A 24301-nucleotide genomic window follows, 5' to 3' on the forward strand; every position below is an offset into this window, starting at 1 on the left:
GGCCCCGCGCTACCGTTCAGTCCTGCTGTTGCCCCGCAGCCGTTTGAATGCTGTCGATCAGATCCTCGCCGTATTCATCGATGAAGCCCTGCCAGACTGGCTGTACCGCTTTCTGGAACGCCTCGGTGTCGACGTCGCGATTGACCTCCATGCCATCGGCCTCGAGTTGCGAGATCATCTGCTCGGCCTGATCGATGTTCATCTGCCGCTGCATCGCGGTGGCGTCGTCGGCGGCCTTCTGCACGATCTGCTGCTGCTCCGGCGTCAGGCTGTCGAAGCGATTCTTGTTCATCGCCAGCAGCAGCGCCGCATAGGCGTGATTGGTCATCGACAGATACTTCTGCACCTCGTCGAAGTTGAACGACACCACGATACCCAGCGGGTGATCCTGGGCGTCGACTACCCCGGTCTCCATGGCGGTGTAGAGTTCATTGACCTGGATCTGCTGCGGGTTGGCGCCGAGCAGCTCGAACATGTTGTTGAGCACGATGGAGTTGTTGACCCGCATGCGCAGCCCTTGCAGATCGCCGGGCTCGCGGATCGGCCCCCGGTTGTTGGTCATCTCCCGGAAACCGTTCTCGGGAAACGCCAGGCCCTTGAGGCCGGCGCTCTCGAGTTCGCTCATGACACGATCCCCCGGTTCGCCATCGAGGGCGTTGAAGGCGGCCTGGTGGTCGGAGAACATGAATGGCAACGTGAAGGCGGCAGCCTCGGGCACCAGCCCGGTGAAGTTGTTGAGCCCCGAAAGCGTGATGTCGATGATGCCCGAGCGAGTGCCGTCGATCATCTGCGAGTCGTTGCCCAACTGGCCGTTGGGAAAAATCTGCACCTTCAGCTCGCCATTGCTGGCGCTCTCCACCTCTTCTTTGAATTTCTCCGCCAGGGTCTGCTGCAGATCGCTCTGCGGCGCCGGATGCGCGAAACGCAGCGTCGTCGCGGCCATGGCGGAACTCGACACGAGCGCCAGCCCGAACAGCGTGGCGGTGGTTGCCTTGATGATCTTGTTCATGACACCTCTCCTTGCCTTGTTTTGCGCTTTCACGCCTTCAGGCGCTAGCCGATCAGCCAATGCATCGGCACCGTGATGATCTGAGGCACCAGCACGAACAGCGCCAGCAGACCGATATAGACCAGAACGAAGGGATAGACGCCGCGCACGGCGTTGGTCATGGTCGTATTACCCACGCCGCACACCACGTTGAGTACCGTGCCCACCGGCGGCGTGATCAACCCGATGCAGCAGTTGATGACGAACATCAGGCCGAAGTAGATCGGATCGATGCCCGCCGCCTTCACTAGCGGCATGAACAGCGGCACCAGGATCAGGATGGCGGGCGCCAGATCCATCACCATGCCCACCAGCAGCACCACTACCATGATCGCCGCCATCAGCAGCTTCGGATCGTCCGCCAGCGGCCCCAGCAGGCCGGCGAGCTGCTGCGGCAACTGGGCGATGGTGATCACCCAGGAAGCGACCATCGCCGCGCCGACCAGAAACATCACCAGGGCGGTCGAGCGCCCGGCACGAATCAGCACCGCCAGCAGCTTGCGCGCGTCCAGCTCGCGATAGACCACGGCGGAGACGGCAATGGCGTAGACCGCCGCCACCACGGCCGCCTCGGTGGGCGTGAAGACTCCGAAACGAATCCCGACGATGATGATCACCGGCAGCAGCAGCGCCCAGACACTATCGCGCAGAGCCTTCAACCGCTCGCCGCGGGAGGCTTTCGGCTGCGGCTCGAGGTCCGATTTACGCATCATGAAACGCCAGGTGATCATCAGCGCCAGGCCCATGAAGAGCCCCGGCACGATCCCGCCGATGAACAGCTTGGCGATGGACAGGTTGCCCGCCACCCCCAGGATGATCAGCGGCAACGAGGGCGGAATCACCGGCGCGATGATGCCGCCGGCGGCGAGCAGCCCCACCGAGCGGGAGGCGGGATAGCCGCTCTTGCGCATCATCGGATAGAGGATGCTGACCAGCGCCGCTGCGTCCGCCACCGCCGAACCGGAAAGCCCGGCCAGCAGCAGCGAGGTAATGATGGCCACATAGCCCAGTCCGCCGCGCCAGTGCCCCACCAGCGCCATCGCCAGGCGCACGATACGATCCGACAGGCCACCCACGGCCATCACTTCGCCGGCCACCATGAAGAACGGAATGGCCAAGAGGGCAAAATTGTCGACGCCATTGACCAGCGACTGGGAGACGATGTCGGCGCTGAACATGCCCATCTGCAGCATCAGCGCCCCTGCCGCCGCCAACAGGGCAAAGGCCACCGGCAGGCGCAGCAGGATGGCGCCGATCAGCACCGCCAGAAACAGCGCAAGGGTCATGGCCTGGTCTCCTGGTCACGGCTGCGCGGCGACGCTTCGCCCGACATCGCGCTTGGCGCGTCCTCGATACCCGGCGCTATCGCACCGTTAGCCCCGACGCCGGGCGCCTCCGAGTACCCCGGGCGCAGCAGCCCGAGCGTCGCGGTCACGCTCATCAGCGCGCCGGAGACGACGCCAGCGAGATAGAAGAGCCCTGTGGGCAGGCCGGTGAGCGGCGAGATGTTGTGCCAGTTGGCCAGCGTCTGGCGCCAGCAACCGATCAGCAGCATGAGCGAGGCGATCAGGATCACCAGCCACAGCAGCCGGCCAAGGACCAGGCGTACGGGGCGCGGCAGGCGATCGAACAGCTCGCCGACCGCCAGGTGCTCGCCCTCCTTCAGGCAGAGCGAAGCCCCCAGCATGACGATCCAGACGAACCCCAGCCGCGACAGCTCGATGCCGGGGCGCAGCCCGGAAGCGAACCCGTAGCGCAACACCACGTTGACGAACACCAGGATCATCATTGCCGCCATCAGCGCGGCGATGGCCCACTCGATTCCGCGCCAGAAAGTCCGAACCGCCGTCATGGTTGCCTCCCGCCCTCTCGGGTCAGCCTGTCATCGCGCCTGCCCGCCATCGGGCAGACGATCGAGCTCGGCGATATAGCGCTGTGTCACGGTAATATCCTCGTCGCCGAAGCCGCGCCGGCCCAGATCCTCGTAGAGCGCCGCCAGGGTGGTCAGCTGAGGCGCCACCACCCCACCCCGTGCCGCCTCGTCGGTCGCGAAGCCGAGATCCTTGATCATGTAGCGGGCCAGGCCGGATGGGGTGTAATCCTTGTCGATCAGGCGCTGGCGTCGCGACGCCAGAAAGCGTCCACCGGCATAGCCGCCCCCGAGGCAGTCGAGCAGCTTGGCCAGATCGAGCCCGGCGCGCTCGGCGATCACCGTGGCCTCCGCCAGCGCCACCATGGTCGAAGCGACCACCATCTGGTTGCACGCCTTGGCCACTTCGCCGGCCCCCAGCGGACCCAACAGCGTCGGCGTGCCGAAAGTCGCCAACAGTGGCCGGGCCACCGCGAAGGCCGCTTCGTCGCCCCCGACCATGACCGAGAGCGTGCCCGCCTCGGCACCATCGGCACCGCCCGAGAGCGGCGCATCGAGCAGCCGGACCCGACCATCGGTGCGCGACTCGAGTTCGGCGGCCAGCTCGCGGACGCCAGCCGGCGAGGAGGTCGAGCAGATCACCAGCAGCAGCGGCCCGGAGAGCCCCGCCAGCAGGCCCTCCTCGCCTTCGAGCAACGCCCGCAGCTGCGGCAGATCGGGCAGCACGGTGATGATCACGTCGCTGGCAGCCGCCAGCTCCCGAGGGCTGTCGCACCATTCGGCGCCGGCATCCAGGGCCGGCCGGGTCCGCTCCCGCGAGCGACCGTGAACGCTGACCTGGGCGGCGACGCCCGCTGCCAGCAGGTTGCGGGCCATCGGCATGCCCATGCTGCCAAGCCCGATCATGCCCACCCGGCACGGGCTGTCGGCGCCAGGATCGGCATCGGATCCGGAACTCTCCTCGAACGTCGCCATGGCATCGTTCTCCTAGTCGCGACCGCCGCCATCGGCGGCAAGGTTCATGGGATTGGCAATACGCTCCGCCATCGCCTGGAGCGCTTCCACCGCCCGCATCTCGATGTCGTCGTCGCAGCGCTCCTGCATCAGCGACGTCCCCAGGGCGTAGGCCTGTTCGCCGCTGTACTGGGGCGCGACCGTCACCGCCAGCCCGCGCACGCCCGGGAAGACCTCGCCCACGTCGCGACCGTAGCCACGGCTGCGCACCGCGCGGATCTTCTCCACCAGGGCGTCGAGATCGGTCACCGAGCGGTCGGTCCAGCCGGGACGCGTGGCGGGATCGTGAAAGCGGCGGCGAAGCTCGTCGTCGTCGAGTCTTGCCAGCAGCGCGTTGCCCACCGCCGTGATCGAGGCGGGAAAGCGACTGCCGATACTGGCGGTCATGCGCAGCGGCATGCGCCCGGCGTGGGCGGCGAGGTAAAGCACCTCGGTCCCGTCGAGCACCGCCAGCTGGCAGATCTCGTCATGCAGCAGCGGGGTCTCGTTGCAGGCCTGGTAGAACGCCTGGACCGGGTCGTCGGTGCGGAGATAGGCGCCGCCCAGTTCCACCAGCCGCCGCCCCAACCGGTAGCCATTGCCGCTACGGGCGATCAGCCCGTCCGCTTCCAGCGTCAGGCAGATATTGAACAGCGACGAACGGGCGACCGAGAGCTGGCGCGCCATCTCGCTGACGCCCTGCGGGTTGCCGCCGGACTTCTCCAGCAGCGCCAGCACCCGGATCGCCCGGCTCACCGCCGGCGTTCGCTCGCCCTCGCCCGCCATCAGTAGAACTCCACGGTATCGACACGGTTGACCAGCGGCTCACCATCGAGATAGCGACGCGCGTTGTCGACGAACAGCTCGGCGATGAGGCGGTCCTCCGCCTCGCTCAGCGCCGCGGTATGCGGCGTCAGCAGGACATTGGGCAGATCCCACAGCGGCGAATCGGACGCCAGCGGCTCCACGGCGGTGACGTCGAGCACCGCCAGCCCCACCTGGCCGCGCTCCAGCGCGCGGATCAGCGCCGGTTCGTCGATCACCGTGCCGCGTCCGACGTTGACGAGGGTCACGCCGGGCTTCATCGCCGCCAGCAAGGCATCGTCCACCATGCCCAGCGTGGCGGCCGTGCCGGGCAGCGAACTCACCACCGCATCGGCACGGGCCGCCGCCTCATGCAGCCGGTCGGGGGAGATGATCTCGTCGACATGCTCGACAGGGCGCTGGTGGCGCGAGACGCCCATCACGTGCGCGCCGAGCAGCGACAGCTTGCGTGCCACCTCGCGACCGATACCGCCCAGCCCCAGCAGCAGCACGCGCTGTTCGCTGACCTGCCCCATCATCCAGCGTCCGCTCCAGTGGTGGGCGCGCTGCTGGTCAAGAATCCGCGGCAGTTGCTTGGCGCCGGCCAGCACCCCGAACACGGCGTACTCCGCCAGCGGCCCGCCGTGGACCCCGGCGGACGTGGTAAAGCAGACCCGTGCCAACTGCTCGGTGGACAGATTTGCCGCCTTCACCTGGCCGCCACCGCCAGCCGCCATGACGTGCACCCAGCGCAGCGCCGGGTTGGCGTCGACGGCACGGGCCAACCGGGCTGGGTCGACATCGGGTATGCCGTAGAGCACCTCGGCATCGGCGAGCAGCGCGTCGAAGCGGGCTTCCTGCTCCGGCGTACGCCGGAAAGCGGGATCGCCGCCAAAGTCCGCCGGATGGCGCATGGGCGGCAGTAGCGACTGATCCCGCATGAGCGCGAGGCGAGGCTCGCGGGCCTCGATCCATTCGCACAGTTCCTCGCTCAGCGGTGTGGCGATCGCTACCCGCAGCTTGCCCTCGTTCATGAACCGTCCGCCTCTCCAAAACCCCACTATCGTCCAATGAGCTGAACGTCGTTCAGCAGAATGTACAGTGGTATTCTGGGATCGTAAGCACGTCTTTGGTCGCGAGTAGACGCCGGGCAACTGGTACATTGGTCTGAAGCATCGATGGAGGTAGCGTCATGAAAGCCCTGGTCATCCATGGGAAGCAGGACCTGCGCAGTCAGGAGTGGGAAACGCCCCAGCCACGCCAAGATGAGGTGCGCGTGCGCATCGCCTGGGGCGGGATCTGCGGTTCGGACCTGCACTACTACCATGAAGGCGCCAACGGGGCGTTCGTGGTGCGCGAACCGCTGATCCCCGGCCATGAACTGTCGGGCACCGTCGATCTCGATCCCTCGGGGGAGCTGGCGCCGGGTACGCCGGTCACCTTCCATCCGGCCACCTTTGGCGAGTGCCGGCCGGGACTCGAGGGGCAACCGCACCTGTGGCCGAACGGCGGCTACCTGGGTTCCGCCTCCACCACCCCGCACACCCAGGGTGGCATGAGCGAATACCTGGTGATGAAACGGGAGATGATCCGGCTACTGCCGGCGGGCCTGCCGCTCAGGCGAGCCGCGCTGGCCGAACCGCTGGCGGTGGCCCTGCACGGCATCAACGTGGCCGGCGGGGTCGAGGGCAAGCGCGTACTGGTGTGCGGCGCCGGGCCGATCGGGCTGCTGGTCGCGGCCGCGGCGCTGGCCAAGGGGGCCCACGAGGTGACCGCGACCGACCTCCACGAGGGGCCGCTGGAGCGGGCGCGAGCGCTGGGAGTGCATCACACGCTGCGGGTCGGCGAGCAGCCCCCGGAGCCTGAGTCCTTCGATGTCGCGCTGGAGTGCTCCGGCGCGCCGGCCTCGATCGACACCGCCATCCGGGCGGTACGCCGCGCCGGGGTGATCGCGCAGATCGGGATGATGGGCGCCGGCCCGCAACCGCTGGAGCTGGCACTGCTGATCTCCAAGGAGATCCAACTGCGGGGCTGCTTCCGGTTCAACGACGAGGTCGACGACGCCATCGCCCTGCTCGCCAGCGACGCGCGTTTCGACCGGGTCATCACCCACGAGATGCAAGCCGACGACGCCGTCGCGGCGTTCACCATCGCCAAGGACGCCCAGGCCTCGGGCAAGGTCCTGATCCGGCTCTGGCCGCAGGATTAATGCCTCTTTCGAGCTTATAAAAAGAGAAAGGCAACCAGATGGTTGCCTATAACCCCTTACCAGTTGCTCATCCTATATCAGCAAAACCTTGTCTTTGGCGCCTCGTTCCTTAAGCTGAAATCTCGTAGCACCAGAATCGCTAACGCCCGCGGACGACAAGGAAAACCATGAACAATGCCAAAGGATGGCTGCTGGGTAGCGCCATCGGCCTGATCTGCCAAACCGCCCAGGCCGATGGCTTCGATTTCGCCGACCTGATCCAGATAGGACAGGCCCTGCCGGACATCGAGACCGGGGGCGCAGCGGCCTCCAATACCCAGGCGACGCTGACATTGAGCGACGGCCGGGAAGTCACCGTGACCTCGCCGGACGGCACCACTCCGCTCTCGAAGCTGGTCGGCACCGACGACGCCACCTTCGTCGTCGACGGTAACCCGGTGAACTTCTCGACGGCGTCGACCAGCCTCGAAGACGCCTACGACGACAGCGGCGAGCCAACCACCTTCTCCATCTCCAGCGTGGTCGAGACCCGGCCAGTCACCCTGAGCTGGCAAGGCGCGCTGGATGGCGCCGACGACGGCAACACCTTCGACGCCACGCTCAACGGCCAGCCGATCACGCTGACACTGCCGGAAGGGACCACGCTTTCCAACTTCAAGGGCTCCACCCCGATCACGCTGACCGATGCGAAAGGCAACGTGCTGGTGGACGGCGCCTCCTTCAACAGCCTGTCCAGTTCGGCACTGCTCAAGATCGCTTCCCAAGTGGGCATGCTCGATACCGACATGGCCCTGCGCGGTGCCCAGAAACAGGCCATGGCGCAGAATTTCGGCCTGATCGCCAGCCAGATCGATGCCGCGATGCAGCCCGGATTCGCGAGCGGGAGCCGCGTTGCCGTCGACGGCCACGGCGCGGGAGCCAACGGCGTCAGTCTATGGGTCGCATCCGAAGCCAGCGACCTGGCCGGCCATGCCGACACCACCGGCTACGATGGCCACGGCAAGGCCGCTTTCGTCGGCGTCGACAAGCGTTTCCGACACGCCTATGGCAGGGGGTTGATCGGCCTGGCGGCCGGACACAGCGAGATCGATATCACCACCCACGGCAACGCTGCCAAGGTGGATCTGGGCGGGAACGTCATCGCGCCCTACGCCGCCGTCTCGTTCGACAGCCGCGACTGGGGCAGCCTGACGCTGGATGCGATAGGGCTTTATCAGGATCTCGATGGCAGCAGTCGCAACCGCTATCTGGCGGGGGATCTCGAACTGGATGGCGAGCGCTGGGGCGCGCGGGGTTCGACGACCTACTTCCTGCCGCCATGGCAGCGGGCGCACCTCGGCATCACTGCCGGCGGCGCCTATCTGAACGACAAGCTGCGCGGCGCCTACCTGGGCACCGAGAGCAACTACGGTATCGAGCTGGGCGAGGTCTTCGGCGGCCTGAAGTTCAGCTACGAGCTGCCCGCCGGCCAGCTTTACGCCAGCGCGATCCGCTACCACAACATCACCGCCGCGGTGGACAGCCAGGTCAACCTGATCGAGGGCGACGACAAGAACCGCAATGAACTGCGCGTCGGCGCCTCTCATTCGCTGGGTCACAACCTGGACTTCGACATCTCCGGGCTGACCGTGGTCGGCGACAGCGACACCGAGTACCGCAAGATCCAGGCAACCCTGGCCTATCGGTTCTGAACCCTGGGGGCGTGACGCTCACAGCAAGGCGCGTTTCTGCTCCCAGGCCCAGGCGTGCTGGACGATCGTATCGAGATCCGCGTAGCGGGGGCGCCATCCCAATGTCGCCTTCGCCGCGCCGGCATCGGCCACCAGTCTTGCCGGGTCGCCCGCCCGGCGCGGCGCATCGGTGAACGGCACGCGGCGGCCGGTCACCCGCTCGACACTGTCGAGGACTTCCTGGACGCTGAACCCGTGGCCGCTCCCCAGGTTGAATCGCGCCGTCGGCTGGCCCTCGAACAGGTACTCCAGCGCCAGCAAGTGGGCGTCGGCTAGGTCGCAGACATGGACGTAGTCGCGGATACAGGTGCCATCCCCGGTCGGATAGTCGCGGCCGAACACCTTCAACGCCGGCCGCACGCCCATCGCCGTCTGCAGCGCCAACGGCACCAGGTGGGTCTCGGGGTCGTGGCGCTCGCCGATCGTGCCATCCGGGCTCGCGCCCGCGGCGTTGAAGTAGCGCAGCGATACCGAGCGCAGACCGTGCGCCAGCTCGAAATCCGCCAGCACACGTTCGATCATCAACTTGCTGGCGCCATAGGGGTTGAGCGGCTGGGTGGGATGGGACTCGTCGATCAGCGGCCGGCATGGCTCGCCGAAGACCGCCGCCGTCGACGAAAACACCAATACTCCGACACCGTGCTCGATCATCGCCTCGAGCAAGGTCAAGGTCTTGGCGACATTGGTGCGATAGTAGATCGCCGGATTGTCGACCGACTCGCCGACCTCGATCAGCGAGGCGAAATGGAGCACGCCGTCGAAGGCGTGCTGGCGAAACAGCTCATCCAGCAGCGCCCGGTCGCCGACATCGCCGATGCAGGTCGTCGCCCCGCCACTGCTCTCCCGCCAGCCGCTGGAAAGATCGTCCAGCACCACGACATCGTGCCCGGCACGCTGCAGGCTGGCGACCATATGCGAACCGATGTAACCACAACCGCCCGTCACGAGTAGCTTTTTCATCACGAATCTCACCACGGAACGCGCGCCCAGGTGGAGGCCAGAGCCGCCATTGTCATCGACGCGACGCAAAAGCGTCATCTTACCGCACCATGGCTCGATCCCCTCAATGTCGGCGACAAAAACCGGCTCAGCCACCCCGCCTGTCGGCAAAGCGTGAGCGACCCGCCACCGAGCCGACGTGACTCAGGGCATCCGATGTTGCCTCGACAGCCCGAACCACCCAGCCAGGATCGACAACCAGGATCGCGATCTCGGGGCCTCGCGACCGGGCACTGCATGATCCCGGGGTGCCACGCTCGCAGGCGAGGGCTCGCTCGCCGCTTTATCCTCCTCCGGGACCACTTCATGCCGAGTCCCCTTCAGGAACGCCACCGCCCTGTCCCGCTCTGGGGTATCGAGCTTTTCCTTGATCAATACCGTCGCCCGTTCGGCCCGCTCCAGAATGGCCAGCTTGTCGGCCGCGATGAGCGTTTCGATATCGAGCTCCGACAGAAAGCGTTCTCGATCACGGTCGTAGGCCCGGAACTCCTCCTCGGGCCAGAAGAAGCGACGATGCACGGTCACGTTGCGATGAGAGCGATAGCCGGGCCGATTCATTTTCAGCAGGCTTCTCTGGGAGGGGCGGCCCCTCAACGACAGCGACAAGTACTCCGCCTCGGAGCGATACATCCGATGGATGATATAAGCGCTCTTCGGCTTCATCACACTCTGGGCTGCCAGCTCCGACTGCTGCTCGTCGAAGGTCATGGGCGCGCCATCGGCATCCAGCGGCGTCACCTGAGCCCCGAAGATGGGATGGTGGACTCGCACGTGCCTGATATCGATGCCGTCGAGGGGGAACAGGGTCTTCAAATGGGAGGAGAGCTCGTAGCCTGCGCCACGCTGTAGCGGCGTGAATGGGGCGCGCTGGCCCAGTTCGCAGTGCCACAGATGACAGATAGGCTGAGGCTGGCCATCGCCGCTGATGGCGGCCACGAAACGCTCGACGGGCGTGGCAAAGTCGTTGGGCACCCAGAACTCATCGACATCCAGGAACAGCAGCCAGCCGAAACCTTCCTGACGCGAGCGATCCAGCTCCTTGGCATAGGCGATGGTCTGCAGCTTGGCGCCGACACCGGGGTCGCAGAGATCGACCCAGTCGATGAATTCGTAGCTGACCTGCGGGTAGGTGCCACGGATTCGCTCCAGCACGGCGGCCGAAGCGTCAGAGGTGCGATTGATATAGACGTGGATCGCGTCGAAGCCGAAATGAAGATGGTGGAAAACCCATTCCGCCAGGTAAGGCCCCTCATCCTTGGCGACAGCGCAAAGCTTGAACGTAGGCTTCATGAACTCTTCCCTTGGAGCGCTATCGCCCCTTGTTATCGTTGGCGCATGCAATTTAAGCATCGCGTTCGTATGCGCGAGAGCCACGGCAGTCCGACAGGACACGGATATCTTCCGGCCTGCGACAGACAGCGCCCACCAGCATCGGTAGTCCTCACCGTCACGGCAAGATGGTTTATCTAACACTCATTTTTTGACATACGATCAGGCTGCTAACGGCCTAATTTTAATGAGCCGCGATACCACGCAATGGCGCTGAAGCTCAGAGAAATCCGGCGCCCAGAAACGCAGAAAGCAACCCGAAGGTTGCTTTCTAATCTGGCTATACAGTTCTCCCGAGATGGGGATAAACGCTCGGTTGAACCAACCGGCTCTAAGACCATCACGATAAATCAATCTATTCTCAAAATAATCATCGCCAATTCCACAATTCTTCTTCGGTAAAACTCTGTTTACGACCACGATTCCAGGTGACACCCCGCCTAACGACTTTTGCAGGAACCCCTGCCAACACGGTATGCGATTCCTCGTGAGCCGAGTTGACGAAGGCAGCCGCACCTACGATCGAGTCATCCGGGATAAATGCCCCTTTATTGATCAAAGCACGCAACCCTACCCACACGTGATCACCGATGACTATCGACTGAGGCTTATTGAGACGGGCTCCCGATGGTATGTCTACGAGTGAGTGAGCATCAGTGGTCCGAACTTCGATTTCTCGTGAAAACATGCAATGGCGGCCAACCGTAATATCGCACCCTTCTTGACAAAGCAGATAAACCGTCTGGAAGGTCGTCGAATCGCCAATACTCACCGTTTGGGAATTTCCTTTGATCAGTATCTGGCCCCTCAGGTTGCAGTCATCACCGATATAGAGGCGATTCCCTTTACCCTGAATCCGGATCTGACAATTTAGGGAAACGCGCTTACCAACTGAAATCTCATTACCCACCCCACCGATCCTTAGGCTCCCACGTGCCTTATCAAGACCCTCCAAGTTGATGATATTGGATTCGGTATCGGCTTCAATCTTGAAATTCGGTAATCCCTCTGAGCGACTAATGGCGCCGTCAGGGAGAGGGCTTGCCTCTTTAGCATTCTGAACAGGTGCTTTAATGTCGCTGGAGATCATCGAGCGCAAAAATGTTAAAAACCGATTTTTCATTTAAGACAACATATCCATCTATCTAAAAACCAAATCAGGACTCCACTGCCTTTTCAATTGCACCCGACAAGCCAGTGGAATGAGGGCTACAGTTTCTTTCTATCAATCACATGCCAGGAGGACTGCCCACCCTTGGCCGCGGCTTTCGCGTCTTCCTGGCGACGCATGCGTTGAAGCACCCGGTACTGAAGCCGATTGAAGTAGTCGAATCCCAGCCCCGGCAACGGCAGGAAGGGGTTGGTCCGGCTCATTCCCCACAGCGCCAGGCGTGAACTACCCGGCTCGGCGTTGCCCCGGGCATGGACGCCGAAGGTATTGGCGATGAGCAGCGTATTGGCCTTGACCCGGAACGGCCGCGGGCCGCCCTCGCCCAACCTTTCGGCCTCTTCCTGGCTGACTCGGAACGAGCCCCGTGCCGTATAGCGGTCCGCGTGCGCTTTCGCACGGAGGCTCATCTCATACTCCCACTTCAGCCGCTCACGGTGCGGTCGATTGGAGCCCGGCACGAACACGAACGGGCCGTTCTCGTCGGTCACGTCCTCCAGGTAGAGCCAGAACTTCATGGTGGGCTGGAAGGTATCGACGTGCAGGTTCTTCTGCGGGTCGCGCTCGGTCGCGCTATCCCGGCTACCGTTGTGCACGTTCTCGATATGGCAGATCGGCAAGCGGGCATGGCCGGCGCAGTAGCGAAACAGCCGCTTCAACGCCGAATCTTCCAGCACCGCCTTGACCGTCGGTAATTGCTCGACCACCTCCGGCGCCAGCAGAATCCGGTGCGTATTGGTGTCGCCCTGGCAGCACTCGCGGATCTCGCCTTCGTAGGCGCCGATTTCTTGAATCAGCGCCTGGAACTGCGAGTCGGAGAGATAATTCTCCTTGAGCACGTAGCCGAAACGCTGGAACTGCTGGCGATCCGCCTTGGGAACACCCGGCGCCAGCATCGCCATGCGCAGCCGAGACATCCAGTACGCCGCCCAGACCCGAGCGGCGTGCAGGCCGTAGCGATTCAGCCGCTCGCTGCCCAGCAGCGGGTTGGCCTTGAACGACTTGGCGCCGGTGAACAGCTCACCCAGCCAGATTGGATACTGAAAAACCCGTTTCATGACGGCTCTCCCCGCTTCATACCGCTATCCCGACACACTTCTGCCGAGGGCTTTACTGCGCCATAGAGTGCATGACCCGACTATAGCCCTCTACCGACCGGAACACATCGCCGTTGCCCTGCGCTTCAAGGATTCGGTCGCCCAGATGGCGCAACGCGCCCGCTCCGCCTATGACCGGCAACACGCCGGTGGCAGCGCTGGCGATGTAGTCCGGAGCATCACTCACCGTGAAACTCAGTCCGCACGCGCCAAACGCGGGCAGATCTATCGAATCGTCGCCGAGACAGGCGGTCTCCTCACGGGAAACGCCGACTTGCTCCTGCAAGGCACGACAGGCGGCCGCCTTGTCCTTGACCCCAAAAAGCACGTGTTGAATTCCTAGGTCGGCGGCACGTTTCCTCAATGTCGGCGAATCACGACCGGACAGTATGGCGACTTGCACGCCACACGCCATCAGCATCTTGATGCCCAAGCCATCTCGAACGTGGAACGTCTTGGTCGTCTCACCCGCTTCGGTGTAGTGCAAGCGACCGTCGGTCAGGATGCCATCAACATCGGTAATGACCAGACGAACCTTGGCCAGCGGATCGACCGGCGCGTACTCCTGACCCAGAAAATGGGCGCGCACGCGTTCGAGACACTCGGGCGTATCGACACCCGGCCCCGTCGGTTCGACCTCGACGGCGCGGATCGTCATTCCCGCGTACAGCAGCCGCAACTGCTCCAGCACTTCCGAGCGTTCCAGCATGGGTGAGGCCAGGCGACCGTAGCGCTCCAGAACATCGCGACGGTAGGCGTAGACGCCGACGTGCTTCAGGAAACTCGCCTCGGCTGGTTCTCGCGGAAACGGAATTGGCGAACGGCTGAAATAGAGGGCATCGCCATTCTCCTTGAGCACGACTTTGACACTGTTCGGACTCTGCGCTTCCTCATGGGAGATCGGATGGCAGAGCGTACCGACATGAACGTCCGGCCCGACGTCCTGCATGGTCGCAGCCAACCGCTCGAGATCGCCAGAGCGGATCAGGGGTTCGTCGCCCTGCACGTTGATGTAGAGATCGGCCTCGACCTGCTGCATCACCTCGACCAGACGGTCTGTGCCGGAAACATGGTCGGGAGAGGTCATGACCACATTCCCGCCGAAGCCGTCAACGCAGTCCATCACCCGCTGATCGTCGGTAGCCACCCATACCGCATCCACATTGCCCACGGCGCTGGCGCGCTCGTAGACATGTTGGATCATCGGCTTGCCGACGATATCGGCGAGAGGCTTGCCCGGCAGACGGCTGGAGCCGTAACGGGCGGGAATCACAATGACTGTTTTCATGAAGGACAACCGGCTCAGTCGATCTGGAGTTTGGGCAGTGACTTCACCGCGTCGTCTATCGTCTTGATATGGGTGAGAAACGGCTCGAGCAGATGCAGCGGCAATGCGCTTGGCCCATCGCACTTGGCGTTGTCGGGATCGGGATGCGCTTCCAGGAACAAGCCGGCCAACCCTGTCGCCATGCCCGCGCTGGCCAACTCGACGACCTGCTGCCGACGACCGCCGGATGCGGCGCCGCCCGGATCGCGTTGTTGCAGCGCGTGGGTCACGTCAAAGATGATCGGCAGATCGCCGGAAACCTTCTTCATGACACCAAAACCCAGCATATCGACCACGAGGTTGTCGTAACCGAAGCATGTCCCCCGGTCGCAAAGCATCAACTGCGAGTTACCCGCCTCGTTGAACTTCTCGACGATGTTCAGCATCTGAGCCGGGCTCAGGAACTGAGGCTTCTTGATATTGACCGGCTTGCCGGTCTTGGCCATGGCGACGACCAGGTCCGTCTGTCGCGCCAGGAAGGCGGGCAATTGGATGATATCTGCCACTTCGGCCACGGGCGCCGCCTGCCATGTTTCATGGACATCGGTAATGACGGGGACGCCGAATTCGGACTTGATGGCCTCGAATATCTTCAGCCCTTCTTCCATCCCTGGGCCACGATAGGAATGAATGGAAGAGCGATTGGCCTTGTCGAAGCTGGCCTTGAACACGTACGGGATCGACAGCTTGTTTGTCACTTCGACGTAGTGTTCGCAGGCCTTGAGGGCCATATCGCGGGATTCGAGAACGTTCACACCACCTAGCAGCGTAAACTTGTCAGAATTTGAAAAATTTTTTATCACTTACCGAACTCCGAACGATTTCTAATTACTTCTAGAGATTTCTTTTCCAAGACTTTCAACTCATCCAATACAGACTTCCCGTAGTATTCAGATACAATTTTATCGACACCATCGCCTGAGCGCCCTCTCATACGTATATGTCGTTTAAGTTTATCGATGTAATCGTCTCTACCCAATGCCGAATGGTAAACCAAATTACTTCTAGGCTTATCAACCAAGTACTCACGGAGCCAAGGCAAGCCTGTTCTAAAAGATGACTTTGTGGCAAAAAGGCCGACCCCTAAATCATTGAACGAAGAACATTTAAATTTGTTATTTGCTAAAAAAGTAGCAGTAAATGCCTCGTCGTTCGGCCAACGCCCGCTTTCAGTTTTTTGATACTCTGATGACAGCTTCTGTCGCTGAGCCAACATGAAGTGAAGAGCGGCCTTTGACAGTCTAACCAGTGGATATGGTCCCCCGTATACGGTTTCAAAATAAGGACTAACAGTATCGTACCAAGCCCAATTAGACCGGCGCTCACCATAGTGCATCACCACATAATCTTTAGCAACTTCATCAAGCGGCCTAAGAAACTCAGATATATCATCAAAGTCAAAATACACATCAGGCTCTACTAACCAGTAGTAGTCATAATCTGGAACACTACTTAAGACGTGGTATAAAAAGTAATCACCACATAACCAAGCAGATTTTTCGTGTCGATACAAGCCTAGACGATCAATGCTTTTCAGTCCCATCCTCACTTTAGCAAAGTCAGCAGTATCGACAACTCCTTTGCTTTCATCAGCACAGACTACAACATCTTTACCCGCGTGAGAAATCTGGGCCAACAATTCCCCACAATAACTCGAAAAAAAATTAGTCCTAAGCACAAATAGATCGCGAGGCATAATATCCGCTCTTAATTAACTCTTATAAATCATTTTTCCAAAATGACATTTCATCTTCCGAAAACTTCTGCTTTCTAGATCTATGCCAAGTCACGCCTCTTTTTACTACTTTTGCTGGCGCACCCGCTAAGATCACATTCTCTTCATCAAAAGAACTATTGACAAAGGAATTAGCACCCACAATTGAATCAGAGGGAACTTTGCCACCTTTACTAATTAGCCCCTTCACCCCAACCCAAACATGATCCCCGATGTTCACTGACTTAGGCTTGTTGACTCTTTCACCAGTTGATAGATCAATAACTGAATGTGCATCAGTGGTACGAATCTCAACATTCCTTGAAAACATGCAGTGATGACCGATAAACACATCGCATTGTTCTTGGCACAAGATATATACAGATTGAAAAGTAGTTTCATATCCAATATAGACGGTCTGATTGGTCCCCTTAACCAATATCTGGCCACGAATCGCGCAGTTTTTACCGATGAAAATTTTATTTCCATTGCCTTCGATGCGAATATCGGCGTTAAAAATCAATCCAGATTCTGCAACTATAGTATTCGATTCTCCCATGACTTTCACTTCCCCCCTGACCTTATTTGAGGTGGGAATGACTATCTCGTTACTTTCAGACGAATTGGTTATGTTTAGACCTTTATTGACGGCCATAAAATCACCTCAAATGTAGGAGTCTGCGTTGCTGTTATTAGAAATATACTCAACCAAATCTTCAACTTGGCATGCCTGCATAGTACTAGGCGAGAAATATTTAGAGAACATAATATAGGAAAAGAACACGATTTCCGGGAGTGACCTTACTCGTGGGCGAAAGTTATTTACTGCAACGTCTTCTGTCACACCCCATCCAGAATAAAAAGGCACACCGTAACACCGTACCTTTTTTCCGGCAATTAATGCTTCTAGCCCCATTCCGGATGTAGCAACCCAAACCTGTTCAACTTGTTCAAAAAGACTATAGGGATTAATTTCATAATCAATCACTATCACTCGCTCAATATCATTGGCAAATGATATGTTTTCTGGAGAAAAATAGCTTTGCTTACCCCCTTTTGTCGCATCGGGGTGCCTTTTAATAAGAACTTCATGGTCAGGATAATCTTCAATAGCATGCTTCAACATACGACCAAATGATTTTTCGTCGGCTTTTCCTGCAACAATAGACTGATCGCCATAACGTTGATCGATCAGTAGTATTTTAGGCTTGCTTGGATCACCAATTTTTATATTAAGATGTGGAGCATGATTGTACTTCGTGACTCGATTCGCCTTTATCGAAAAAATTAAATCTTCTGCTCTTTTAAGCTCAACTTCACTGAGTTCATAATCTGACTCAAGTGCGTGGCATAAGCTGCTTTTATTAAAAGCATCGTAGTATGCCGCTTTACCATCCAAAATAATTGACAGCCCTGGATCACCGGAAAGACCAATATCCATAGATCGAATGAAGCCGTCTTCTGCAATATAATTGGGCACCATTAGTGAAGAAGCCAAGTATTGCTGGGCTACTTTTTTTTCCGTTACCTTCGCACCCCATTGAATGAAATAGTCACACCTAGCGAGTTCAGACAATGGAGTTTCTGTGTCAACCGTTATATCACGATGATATGCGCCCAGCATTTGAGGCAAATACCGTTGAGCCTGCTTCCAAGCACCTTTACCTGAGTGTGCCCCGTAGCGTATTTCGTATTGCGGATCGAGCAGTGATGACAACCCTACTTTTGGATGATGTCTTACAACATCTGTATCCAATTCTCCTCCCAAGAAATCTAAGTCCTTCTTCAAAGCACCAGCTATATCTCTCTGACTAATTCCACATGTTGTCAATACACCTTGCTCAACATCGGAGAAAGAGTCGATCTTTATAACTTTTCCTGCTCGCACACGCTCGAGAACTTCCAGCTTATCCTGATCAACGCTGGCGAGCACATAGTCAGAGATATATAAAGATTCTTCATGGGATAAAATTCCTACCATGCTATCTTGATTAAAAATTTCGTAACCGCATTCCGATAGCAGCTGGCACATTTTCTGGCGCAAACTAATTTGTTCGCTGTAAACTAAGATACAGAAAGAAAACGGAGAAAAATAACAAGTCAGAATTTCAAGAACTGCGTCGACATCGCTGATCTTATCAACGACCAATGTTAATATCTTTTTTGAATCTGATGAAACAAGGTACCGGCCATAAGAGAAATCATGATCATGGCTATCAAAACCAAGCAAGGGTAGCTTCAATGACTCGACACATTTCAGCACTCCGCCTTTAAACGCAAAACAATCATCTGTTGAAAAAGAAGATGCAGAGTAATAAACATCAAAAGCTAAATCGCCTATATTCTTTTTCTCGAAGTAGCAAAAAGATGTGCCTACAAAAAACCTTGGCAAATTGAGTTTTCGACAAGCATTAAAAATCAACACATCTATGTTGGCAATATTATTGCCAAAAATTACACCACGCACGTCTCCGTCAATACTTGACAATGCCTTTATTATGGCAAGGCTCAATCTATGTAGGTATTCAAGGGACTCGTTGAAATCGATTTCAAAAGGAGTAATGAGTTTCATTATTCCTCGACGGGGATTCAACTTGAGCAATTTTTTATACAGTTCTTGACTCTCGGGGGTTTTGTCGTGCACATATATATACTCTCCCCCACTGCCTTCAATATTAATTTCAACCGAGTCAGCTACCGGCTTGAGCTCATTGCCCTTCACAGGTTTTAAGACCTCGTCTGCATCAATATTATTTACATGAGGTGAATCATCCATCAAATCAACAAACTCTCTCTCTCGTATGATTTTTTTAATCGCTTTATTTAATGATGTTTTTTGACCTGTTTCTGGGTCATAATAATTACTATAGAGCAAATACGACGCAGCAAAAATTTCCTCAACTTTAAGTTGCCGGTTACGCCTTGCATTGGGTTGACGATCATCAGTCAGCCCCCAACCGCTATAAAAAGGACATCCTATAGTCGTAACTTTTATACCTCGCAACAAAGCTTCGAACCCGGAAAGAGATGTTATCGTATAAACATGATCTATAGTCTCAAAAGACTGAGCGATTGAAACATCACTTCCAATAATCGTAGCGATCTGAGCAACGTTTTTAGGGTCGCTTTGCATAGCCCTGTAGCCATTCATCACATCTGGGTGAGGCTTATAGATTATTTCTGCTTCTGGATTTTCTTTTTTTGCAAGCCTTACTAAGGCATTATTCGTTACGGGCCGGTCGCAGCCTAATTTTATAGATGCGTCATCTTCCACTTGGCCAATAACCAGTATTCGCTTCTTGGATTTAGGACCGTAAACCGTCCTCATATCATGCGATTTAGTGTGATTATACTTGCTTAGCTTATTATTTATTATCAACTCAATACACTGTTTAGCTTGAAGCATAAGCTCAGAGTCAGAATTGAAATCATAAGTATTTAAAATGTTTTCAAGATCTGAGGGATACCTAGCATCGAAGTATGGAACTTTTGCATCGTACACCAACGACATAGGGGGCGCTTTCGTCGCACCAAGCTGAACTGACCGAATGAACCCATCTTCTACATATTTAACTTTTACTGAATTTTTATCTGCGGCCCTTTTTATAAACCCGGGTATTAAGGTACCCCAAACCAAAACCACAGTATTTTGAGGCTCAGTTAGGAAGTATTTTTCAAATTTTGATTTAAAATCTGCAGGCGTTACCCCCTTAGGAACAAAAATCACCTTCGTGTTCGAAAAATATTTCCTGATAAAACTTTTCCAGGCGCTAAAACCGACTACTACGGTAACTGAATGTTCAACATTTTGGGGTGAGCTATTCTTACTTTTGTGTGCTGATGAAGCCAGTTGCAGCTGAATATGTTCAAGCGTCTTTTCAAGAGTCGTCTTTTCTTGATATATCGGGTCATAATATTCTGGATAGAGTATATATGAAGCAGCGAAGAGCTCTTCTACTTTTAGGTGACGCTTCCGCCTTTCATTTTTTTGCCGATCATCGGTCAACCCCCATCCTGAATAAAACGGGCATCCCAGTGTTGTAACTTTAATACCTCTCAGAAGAGCTTCGAACCCGACTTGGGAGGTTATAGTATAAACATGATCTACCGTAGCAAGAACATCAGCTATTGCTACGTTTTCCGTAATTAATTTACAAACATCTTCAACTTCACTTGGATCTGACAACATCTTACGCCGTTGATGCAAAACATCTGGATGAGGCTTATAATATATTTCGGCATTGGGATTTTCAAAAGCGGCGAGCCTTACAACGTCGTTGTTATTGCATTTCCTCTCACATCCATAAACAATAGACGCATCATCTTCAACTTGGCCAACCACTAAAATTCTTTTCCTCTCTGTTTTAGGAGGATAAATCTTCTCGGGAGACTTTCGCTCGCCATTATTATATTTGCTTATACCCAACGCGCAAATATTTCTGATATTCTCAGCCGCGCGAGCCATTAACTCCTTGTCAGAGTCAAAATCGTAACTCGAAAGAATAGACTCTAAATCTGACTCTTTCGTAGCGTCAAAATACGGTGTCTTAGAGTCAAAATTTAATGATAAAGGCGGCGTATGCTTCGAGCCTAACTCCACTGAACGAATAAATCCGTCCTCGACATATCTCAAAGGTTTGGAAGTATTTGAAATTATTTTAGGGAGATTCATTCCCCAAGCGAGCACTTCAGCATTCGGTGTTTTTTCAATCAGTGGTAGCCATTTTTTCTCTAACTCAACCTCATTGGCTTTGAAGGGAACGTATATAAAGGTCTTGTCCGGCATCCAGGCCTCAATAATTGGCCTTTTCCAATCGTTTATTCTGAATGCAAAAACTGGATTTTTGACACTGGAGAGCTTTGATAGCTCTCTCTTCTTCTTTGCCGCATCTTCGAAAAACTTGATAGGATGCTTGATTAACTTGGTGACTTTGCTCATAAAACAATTCCTTAACTATCAAGCATCGAAACTTTTGATAACGCCAGCCGGTTTTAGCTGATCATTAACTACAACTAGCGAAGTCAATCTTTTTTCACGCATCAATCCCTCACACTCATAGAGATTGGCGCCTTTGGGTACGGTCGTTGGCATTTTGCCCATGATATCCTGGGCAATGAGAGATTCAGTATTTCCGTGCTTTTCTATGGCTCGGCGCAAGTCACCATCTGTAACGACCCCTACCAAATCACCGGCCTGAGAAAGAATGCAGACGATACCTTTACCACCCTCGCTGATCTGGTGAACCACATTCGCAAATGAAGCGTCCTCCTGGATGGAAGGCACTGGGTGCATGACTTCCTGGACCTGGGTCAACAGTTTACGGCCCAGCGATCCGCCCGGGTGGAATCGGGCGAAGTCGACCGGCATGAAGCCTCTGCGATCCATCAACGCAACTGCAAGCGCATCTCCCATGACGAGCGTTGCCGTGGTGGAAGTAGTCGGGGCAAGATTGTTAGGACAGGCTTCACGTTCCACGGAGACATCGAGATGGACGTCTGCGGCAATGGCAAGCGTCGAGTCACTATTGCCCGTGATCGCGATGCTCTTGGCCTGAATGTGGCGAATGTAAGGCAGCAGCTTCACGACCTCGTCGGTTTCACCACTATAGGATATCAGTACGACTAGATCGTCTGCCCCGATCATGCCCAGATCACCGTGATAGGCCTCACCGGGATGAACGAAGAAGCTAGGGGTACCAGTAGATGCCAACGTGGCGGCGATCTTCTTGCCGATGATCCCGGACTTCCCCATACCCGAGATGATGACTTTCCCGGTGCACTGATGCATGAGATTGACCGCTAACGAAACTTCGCCATTCAGGGATTCGCCAATGGCCTGTAACGACTTGGCCTGCTCCCAGAACACGTTGCGAGCAACTTCCAATGACTGATCCGTGTCAGAGTATATTTGAGCTTCCATATTCGTCTCGGTTTTAATCTCTGTGATCTTTAATAATCAAAATGAGCATATTGGCGATTAGCGCAATAAACAGCGCAATAACGGCAAACACGACGATGTTATACAGCCGTTCCGGCTGCTCCGGATATTGTGGCATCGTAGGGGACTGCAGAGTGGAGAGCTGCTTGAGTTTACGCGCCGCTTCCACTTGCGTACTCTGCAATGCAGCCAGTGCACCGGAATAACTTTCCTGGGCAAATTTGGCCTGCAGCTGAAGCCGCTGATATTCCGAGGAGAGAGAGTTAAGCGCGTTGCCGGATTGGGCCGCCAGTCGCTGCTTTTCTTTCTCAATCTGATCTTCCAGCGCGTTGATCTGGCTCTTTACTCTTACCATTTCCGGTGAGTTCGCACTCTGGAAACTGCTCAGCGCAGTTTTCTGTGCCTTGAGACTTGCCAGCTCGCCTTCCAGAGTCGAGACCACACTGCTCAGGCTTTCGACCGTACCCGTTGGCGATACCAGCCCATTCTCGTTCTGGTAGTCCACCAGCGCTTGGCGCGTTTGTTCGAACGTTGCCTGAAGCTGATCGACCTGCTGCTGCAGGAACTTTACCTGCTCTTCCGCTAAGCGCCGACCCATATCGTTCATGTGCTGCTCGCCACGCTCGAGCAGCAGGTTGGCTATCAGATGCGCTTCTTTCGGGTTGAACGCTTCAACGTCGACTCGCAACACGCCAGCGTACTCGTCGAGCTCCACCGAGACGCGCTTGAGATAATAGTCGTGCAGCTCTTCCAGTGGCGCATTCTCGTCGCTGAGGCGGCTGAAGAAGTCGCCGCCACCGTGGGCGTAATGCTCGCGGAAGTTGGCGTTCTCCACTAGGTACTGCAGCATATCGACTGAACGGAGATAGTCTCTCAGCAGCAGCATGTCGGCGTTATTCGCCCCGCCACCACCGGAAAGCAGGCTACTGAAGCTCAAATCCGGCGATGAAAGCTGCGGGCTTTCCAATACCACATGGGCGTGGGATACGTAGCGATCACTGGCCCAGACTGCCCAATAGAAACTAACGATGACGATCGCTACCAGGCAGAGGATCCAGTGAAGATGCCGTTTTAACTTTTGCTTTACTAAAAATTTCATCAAGTTCGCTTCTTTAAATCCGGAGCTAAGCGTTGGCCTCACCTTCGGGCCGATGCTTGCTCGTGCTGTTTAAGCTCTGAGAACCGCTTTCTCGCCAGTCGATGTTTGCGATGCAGCAATTCCGTTTGTTCCTGCAAGATGGCCACTTCATCTTCGTCAGTGGTCGTCTCCAGCCGGTACTGCGAGATAATATGCTGCTTCTGAAGTTCGTTTATCTCTTGCCTGAGGGAGCGAAGCTGAGCTTTAACGCTACTGGCATCGAGCTGTTCGACCGGCGTTTCCTCCTCGTCGTCTTCATCCGCGACGTCGGTAATCAGTCCGGTTGCCCGATGATATGCCTCGATCGCGTCCTCGATACGATCGAACCAGCGAGCCGTTCCTTCGTCGATGAAAATGCCAGCCTGGCACATCTGCTTCAGCGTGCCTTCGCCGTGGGAGACCATGATCAGGCTGGCGTGATCCACCCGCTGCTGAAATGCCTCCCTGGCCTTGGCCTTGAACGCGCGATCACCCACGGCGGTCGCCTCGTCCGAGATGTAGATATCGAAGTCGAACGCCAGCGAAAGACCGAAGGCGAGGCGCGCCCGCATCCCTGAAGAATACGTCGTAACAGGGTCATCGAAGGCCTTGCCGATCTCAGCGAAGTCCTCCACCTCTTGGATCAACTTGGACAGATTCTTTTTGATGCCGTGGACGCGAGCGACGAACTTGACGTTCTGACGCCCGGTCATGGCGCCCTTAAACCCGCCGGCCAAGCCGATCGGCCAGGAGACGCGACCTTTACGAATTACTCGACCTCGATCCGGCGTATCCATACCGCCAATCAGGCGTAAGAGCGTCGACTTGCCCGCGCCATTGCGGCCGACCACACCAACGCTGACGCCATCGGGAATGACGAGATTGACATCCTTCAATACCCACCCGCCGCCATGCGGGCCATGGTAACGCTTGTAAAGATTCTGGATTTCGATCATCG

20 protein-coding genes are annotated in these 24301 nt (G+C 56.9%); 2 read left to right on the top strand and 18 right to left on the bottom strand.

Annotation, left to right across the window (positions count from 1 at the left end; all coding sequences use genetic code 11):
* Nucleotides 1-16 precede the first annotated feature (16 nt).
* From DOM45_RS10870 to DOM45_RS10895, 6 genes are read right to left on the bottom strand one after another with little or no spacing between them, the layout of a single operon-like run.
* Nucleotides 17-1009, bottom strand: a complete 993-nt coding sequence (locus tag DOM45_RS10870; RefSeq protein WP_110600323.1) for a DctP family TRAP transporter solute-binding subunit — start codon at nt 1007-1009, stop codon at nt 17-19.
* Nucleotides 1010-1053: 44 nt separating this feature from the next.
* A complete protein-coding gene (locus DOM45_RS10875; protein WP_110600325.1) occupies nt 1054-2334 on the bottom strand; it encodes a TRAP transporter large permease in 1281 nt (426 codons plus the stop codon).
* Nucleotides 2331-2900, bottom strand: a complete 570-nt coding sequence (locus DOM45_RS10880; protein WP_110600327.1) for a TRAP transporter small permease — start codon at nt 2898-2900, stop codon at nt 2331-2333. The genes DOM45_RS10875 and DOM45_RS10880 overlap by 4 nt, the downstream gene beginning before the upstream one ends.
* Before the next feature lie 30 nt (nt 2901-2930).
* Nucleotides 2931-3893, bottom strand: coding sequence for an NAD(P)-dependent oxidoreductase (locus tag DOM45_RS10885; RefSeq protein ID WP_110600329.1), 963 nt, complete (start codon nt 3891-3893; stop codon nt 2931-2933).
* 12 nt (nt 3894-3905) lie between these two features.
* Nucleotides 3906-4697 (bottom strand): IclR family transcriptional regulator, encoded by a 792-nt coding sequence (locus DOM45_RS10890; RefSeq protein WP_110600331.1) that lies wholly within the window; start codon nt 4695-4697, stop codon nt 3906-3908.
* Nucleotides 4697-5749: a D-2-hydroxyacid dehydrogenase gene (locus DOM45_RS10895; RefSeq protein ID WP_110600333.1), complete on the bottom strand. Its 1053-nt coding sequence runs from the start codon at nt 5747-5749 to the stop codon at nt 4697-4699. The genes DOM45_RS10890 and DOM45_RS10895 overlap by 1 nt, the downstream gene beginning before the upstream one ends.
* 158 nt (nt 5750-5907) lie before the next feature.
* Here DOM45_RS10895 and DOM45_RS10900 point away from each other — a divergent pair, with 158 nt between their 5' ends.
* Nucleotides 5908-6924, top strand: coding sequence for an L-idonate 5-dehydrogenase (locus tag DOM45_RS10900; protein WP_110600335.1), 1017 nt, complete (start codon nt 5908-5910; stop codon nt 6922-6924).
* Between the two features lie 167 nt (nt 6925-7091).
* Entirely contained in the window at nt 7092-8615 is a 1524-nt protein-coding gene (locus tag DOM45_RS10905) for an autotransporter outer membrane beta-barrel domain-containing protein (RefSeq protein WP_110600338.1), read from the top strand.
* 18 nt (nt 8616-8633) lie between these two features.
* Here the strand turns inward: DOM45_RS10905 and galE are convergent, their stop codons facing one another.
* From galE to DOM45_RS10950, 12 genes are all read right to left on the bottom strand, one after another.
* A complete protein-coding gene (galE, locus tag DOM45_RS10910; protein WP_110600499.1) occupies nt 8634-9614 on the bottom strand; it encodes a UDP-glucose 4-epimerase GalE in 981 nt (326 codons plus the stop codon).
* Nucleotides 9615-9797: 183 nt separating this feature from the next.
* Complete coding sequence (locus DOM45_RS10915) at nt 9798-10943, bottom strand: glycosyltransferase family 2 protein (RefSeq protein WP_157958402.1); 1146 nt, start codon at nt 10941-10943, stop codon at nt 9798-9800.
* Nucleotides 10944-11352: 409 nt separating this feature from the next.
* Nucleotides 11353-12105, bottom strand: a complete 753-nt coding sequence (locus tag DOM45_RS20030) for an acyltransferase (protein ID WP_157958403.1) — start codon at nt 12103-12105, stop codon at nt 11353-11355.
* Nucleotides 12106-12191: 86 nt separating this feature from the next.
* The gene (locus DOM45_RS10920; protein WP_110600342.1) at nt 12192-13208 is read right to left on the bottom strand and encodes a phytanoyl-CoA dioxygenase family protein; all 1017 of its coding nucleotides are present in this window, start codon (nt 13206-13208) and stop codon (nt 12192-12194) included.
* Nucleotides 13209-13260: 52 nt separating this feature from the next.
* Nucleotides 13261-14535 carry a 3-deoxy-manno-octulosonate cytidylyltransferase gene (kdsB, locus tag DOM45_RS10925; RefSeq protein ID WP_110600344.1) on the bottom strand — a complete coding sequence of 425 codons (1275 nt, stop codon included), beginning with the start codon at nt 14533-14535 and terminating at the stop codon, nt 13261-13263.
* Nucleotides 14536-14549: 14 nt separating this feature from the next.
* Entirely contained in the window at nt 14550-15377 is an 828-nt protein-coding gene (gene kdsA, locus DOM45_RS10930; protein WP_110600346.1) for a 3-deoxy-8-phosphooctulonate synthase, read from the bottom strand.
* Nucleotides 15374-16270 (bottom strand): hypothetical protein, encoded by an 897-nt coding sequence (locus DOM45_RS20035; protein ID WP_162302616.1) that lies wholly within the window; start codon nt 16268-16270, stop codon nt 15374-15376. Before DOM45_RS20035 ends, kdsA begins: the two co-directional genes overlap by 4 nt.
* Nucleotides 16271-16292: 22 nt before the next feature.
* A complete protein-coding gene (locus DOM45_RS20040; RefSeq protein WP_157958405.1) occupies nt 16293-16943 on the bottom strand; it encodes an acyltransferase in 651 nt (216 codons plus the stop codon).
* Between the two features lie 9 nt (nt 16944-16952).
* The gene (locus DOM45_RS10935) at nt 16953-21227 is read right to left on the bottom strand and encodes a capsular polysaccharide export protein, LipB/KpsS family (protein ID WP_110600348.1); all 4275 of its coding nucleotides are present in this window, start codon (nt 21225-21227) and stop codon (nt 16953-16955) included.
* 18 nt (nt 21228-21245) lie between these two features.
* Nucleotides 21246-22208, bottom strand: a complete 963-nt coding sequence (locus DOM45_RS10940; protein ID WP_110600350.1) for a KpsF/GutQ family sugar-phosphate isomerase — start codon at nt 22206-22208, stop codon at nt 21246-21248.
* Nucleotides 22209-22221: 13 nt separating this feature from the next.
* Nucleotides 22222-23325: a KpsE/RkpR family capsule polysaccharide export protein gene (locus DOM45_RS10945; RefSeq protein ID WP_110600352.1), complete on the bottom strand. Its 1104-nt coding sequence runs from the start codon at nt 23323-23325 to the stop codon at nt 22222-22224.
* Nucleotides 23326-23363: 38 nt separating this feature from the next.
* The gene (locus tag DOM45_RS10950) at nt 23364-24299 is read right to left on the bottom strand and encodes an ABC transporter ATP-binding protein (protein ID WP_110600354.1); all 936 of its coding nucleotides are present in this window, start codon (nt 24297-24299) and stop codon (nt 23364-23366) included.
* Between the last annotated feature and the right edge of the window lie 2 nt (nt 24300-24301).

The organism is Salinicola lusitanus (assembly GCF_003206045.1).
Classification (GTDB): domain Bacteria; phylum Pseudomonadota; class Gammaproteobacteria; order Pseudomonadales; family Halomonadaceae; genus Salinicola; species Salinicola lusitanus.

Excerpts from the sequence above, each read along its gene's own strand:
- DOM45_RS10870 (WP_110600323.1), bottom strand. The coding sequence starts at position 1,009 with ATGAACAAGATCATCAAGGCAACCACCGCCACGCTGTTCGGGCTGGCG.
- DOM45_RS10875 (WP_110600325.1), bottom strand. The coding sequence starts at position 2,334 with ATGACCCTTGCGCTGTTTCTGGCGGTGCTGATCGGCGCCATCCTGCTG.
- DOM45_RS10880 (WP_110600327.1), bottom strand. The coding sequence starts at position 2,900 with ATGACGGCGGTTCGGACTTTCTGGCGCGGAATCGAGTGGGCCATCGCC.
- DOM45_RS10885 (WP_110600329.1), bottom strand. The coding sequence starts at position 3,893 with ATGGCGACGTTCGAGGAGAGTTCCGGATCCGATGCCGATCCTGGCGCC.
- DOM45_RS10890 (WP_110600331.1), bottom strand. The coding sequence starts at position 4,697 with ATGGCGGGCGAGGGCGAGCGAACGCCGGCGGTGAGCCGGGCGATCCGG.
- DOM45_RS10895 (WP_110600333.1), bottom strand. The coding sequence starts at position 5,749 with ATGAACGAGGGCAAGCTGCGGGTAGCGATCGCCACACCGCTGAGCGAG.
- DOM45_RS10900 (WP_110600335.1), top strand. The coding sequence starts at position 5,908 with ATGAAAGCCCTGGTCATCCATGGGAAGCAGGACCTGCGCAGTCAGGAG.
- DOM45_RS10905 (WP_110600338.1), top strand. The coding sequence starts at position 7,092 with ATGAACAATGCCAAAGGATGGCTGCTGGGTAGCGCCATCGGCCTGATC.
- galE (WP_110600499.1), bottom strand. The coding sequence starts at position 9,614 with ATGAAAAAGCTACTCGTGACGGGCGGTTGTGGTTACATCGGTTCGCAT.
- DOM45_RS10915 (WP_157958402.1), bottom strand. The coding sequence starts at position 10,943 with ATGAAGCCTACGTTCAAGCTTTGCGCTGTCGCCAAGGATGAGGGGCCT.
- DOM45_RS20030 (WP_157958403.1), bottom strand. The coding sequence starts at position 12,105 with ATGAAAAATCGGTTTTTAACATTTTTGCGCTCGATGATCTCCAGCGAC.
- DOM45_RS10920 (WP_110600342.1), bottom strand. The coding sequence starts at position 13,208 with ATGAAACGGGTTTTTCAGTATCCAATCTGGCTGGGTGAGCTGTTCACC.
- kdsB (WP_110600344.1), bottom strand. The coding sequence starts at position 14,535 with ATGAAAACAGTCATTGTGATTCCCGCCCGTTACGGCTCCAGCCGTCTG.
- DOM45_RS20035 (WP_162302616.1), bottom strand. The coding sequence starts at position 16,270 with ATGCCTCGCGATCTATTTGTGCTTAGGACTAATTTTTTTTCGAGTTAT.
- DOM45_RS20040 (WP_157958405.1), bottom strand. The coding sequence starts at position 16,943 with ATGGCCGTCAATAAAGGTCTAAACATAACCAATTCGTCTGAAAGTAAC.
- DOM45_RS10935 (WP_110600348.1), bottom strand. The coding sequence starts at position 21,227 with ATGAGCAAAGTCACCAAGTTAATCAAGCATCCTATCAAGTTTTTCGAA.
- DOM45_RS10940 (WP_110600350.1), bottom strand. The coding sequence starts at position 22,208 with ATGGAAGCTCAAATATACTCTGACACGGATCAGTCATTGGAAGTTGCT.
- DOM45_RS10945 (WP_110600352.1), bottom strand. The coding sequence starts at position 23,325 with ATGAAATTTTTAGTAAAGCAAAAGTTAAAACGGCATCTTCACTGGATC.
- DOM45_RS10950 (WP_110600354.1), bottom strand. The coding sequence starts at position 24,299 with ATGATCGAAATCCAGAATCTTTACAAGCGTTACCATGGCCCGCATGGC.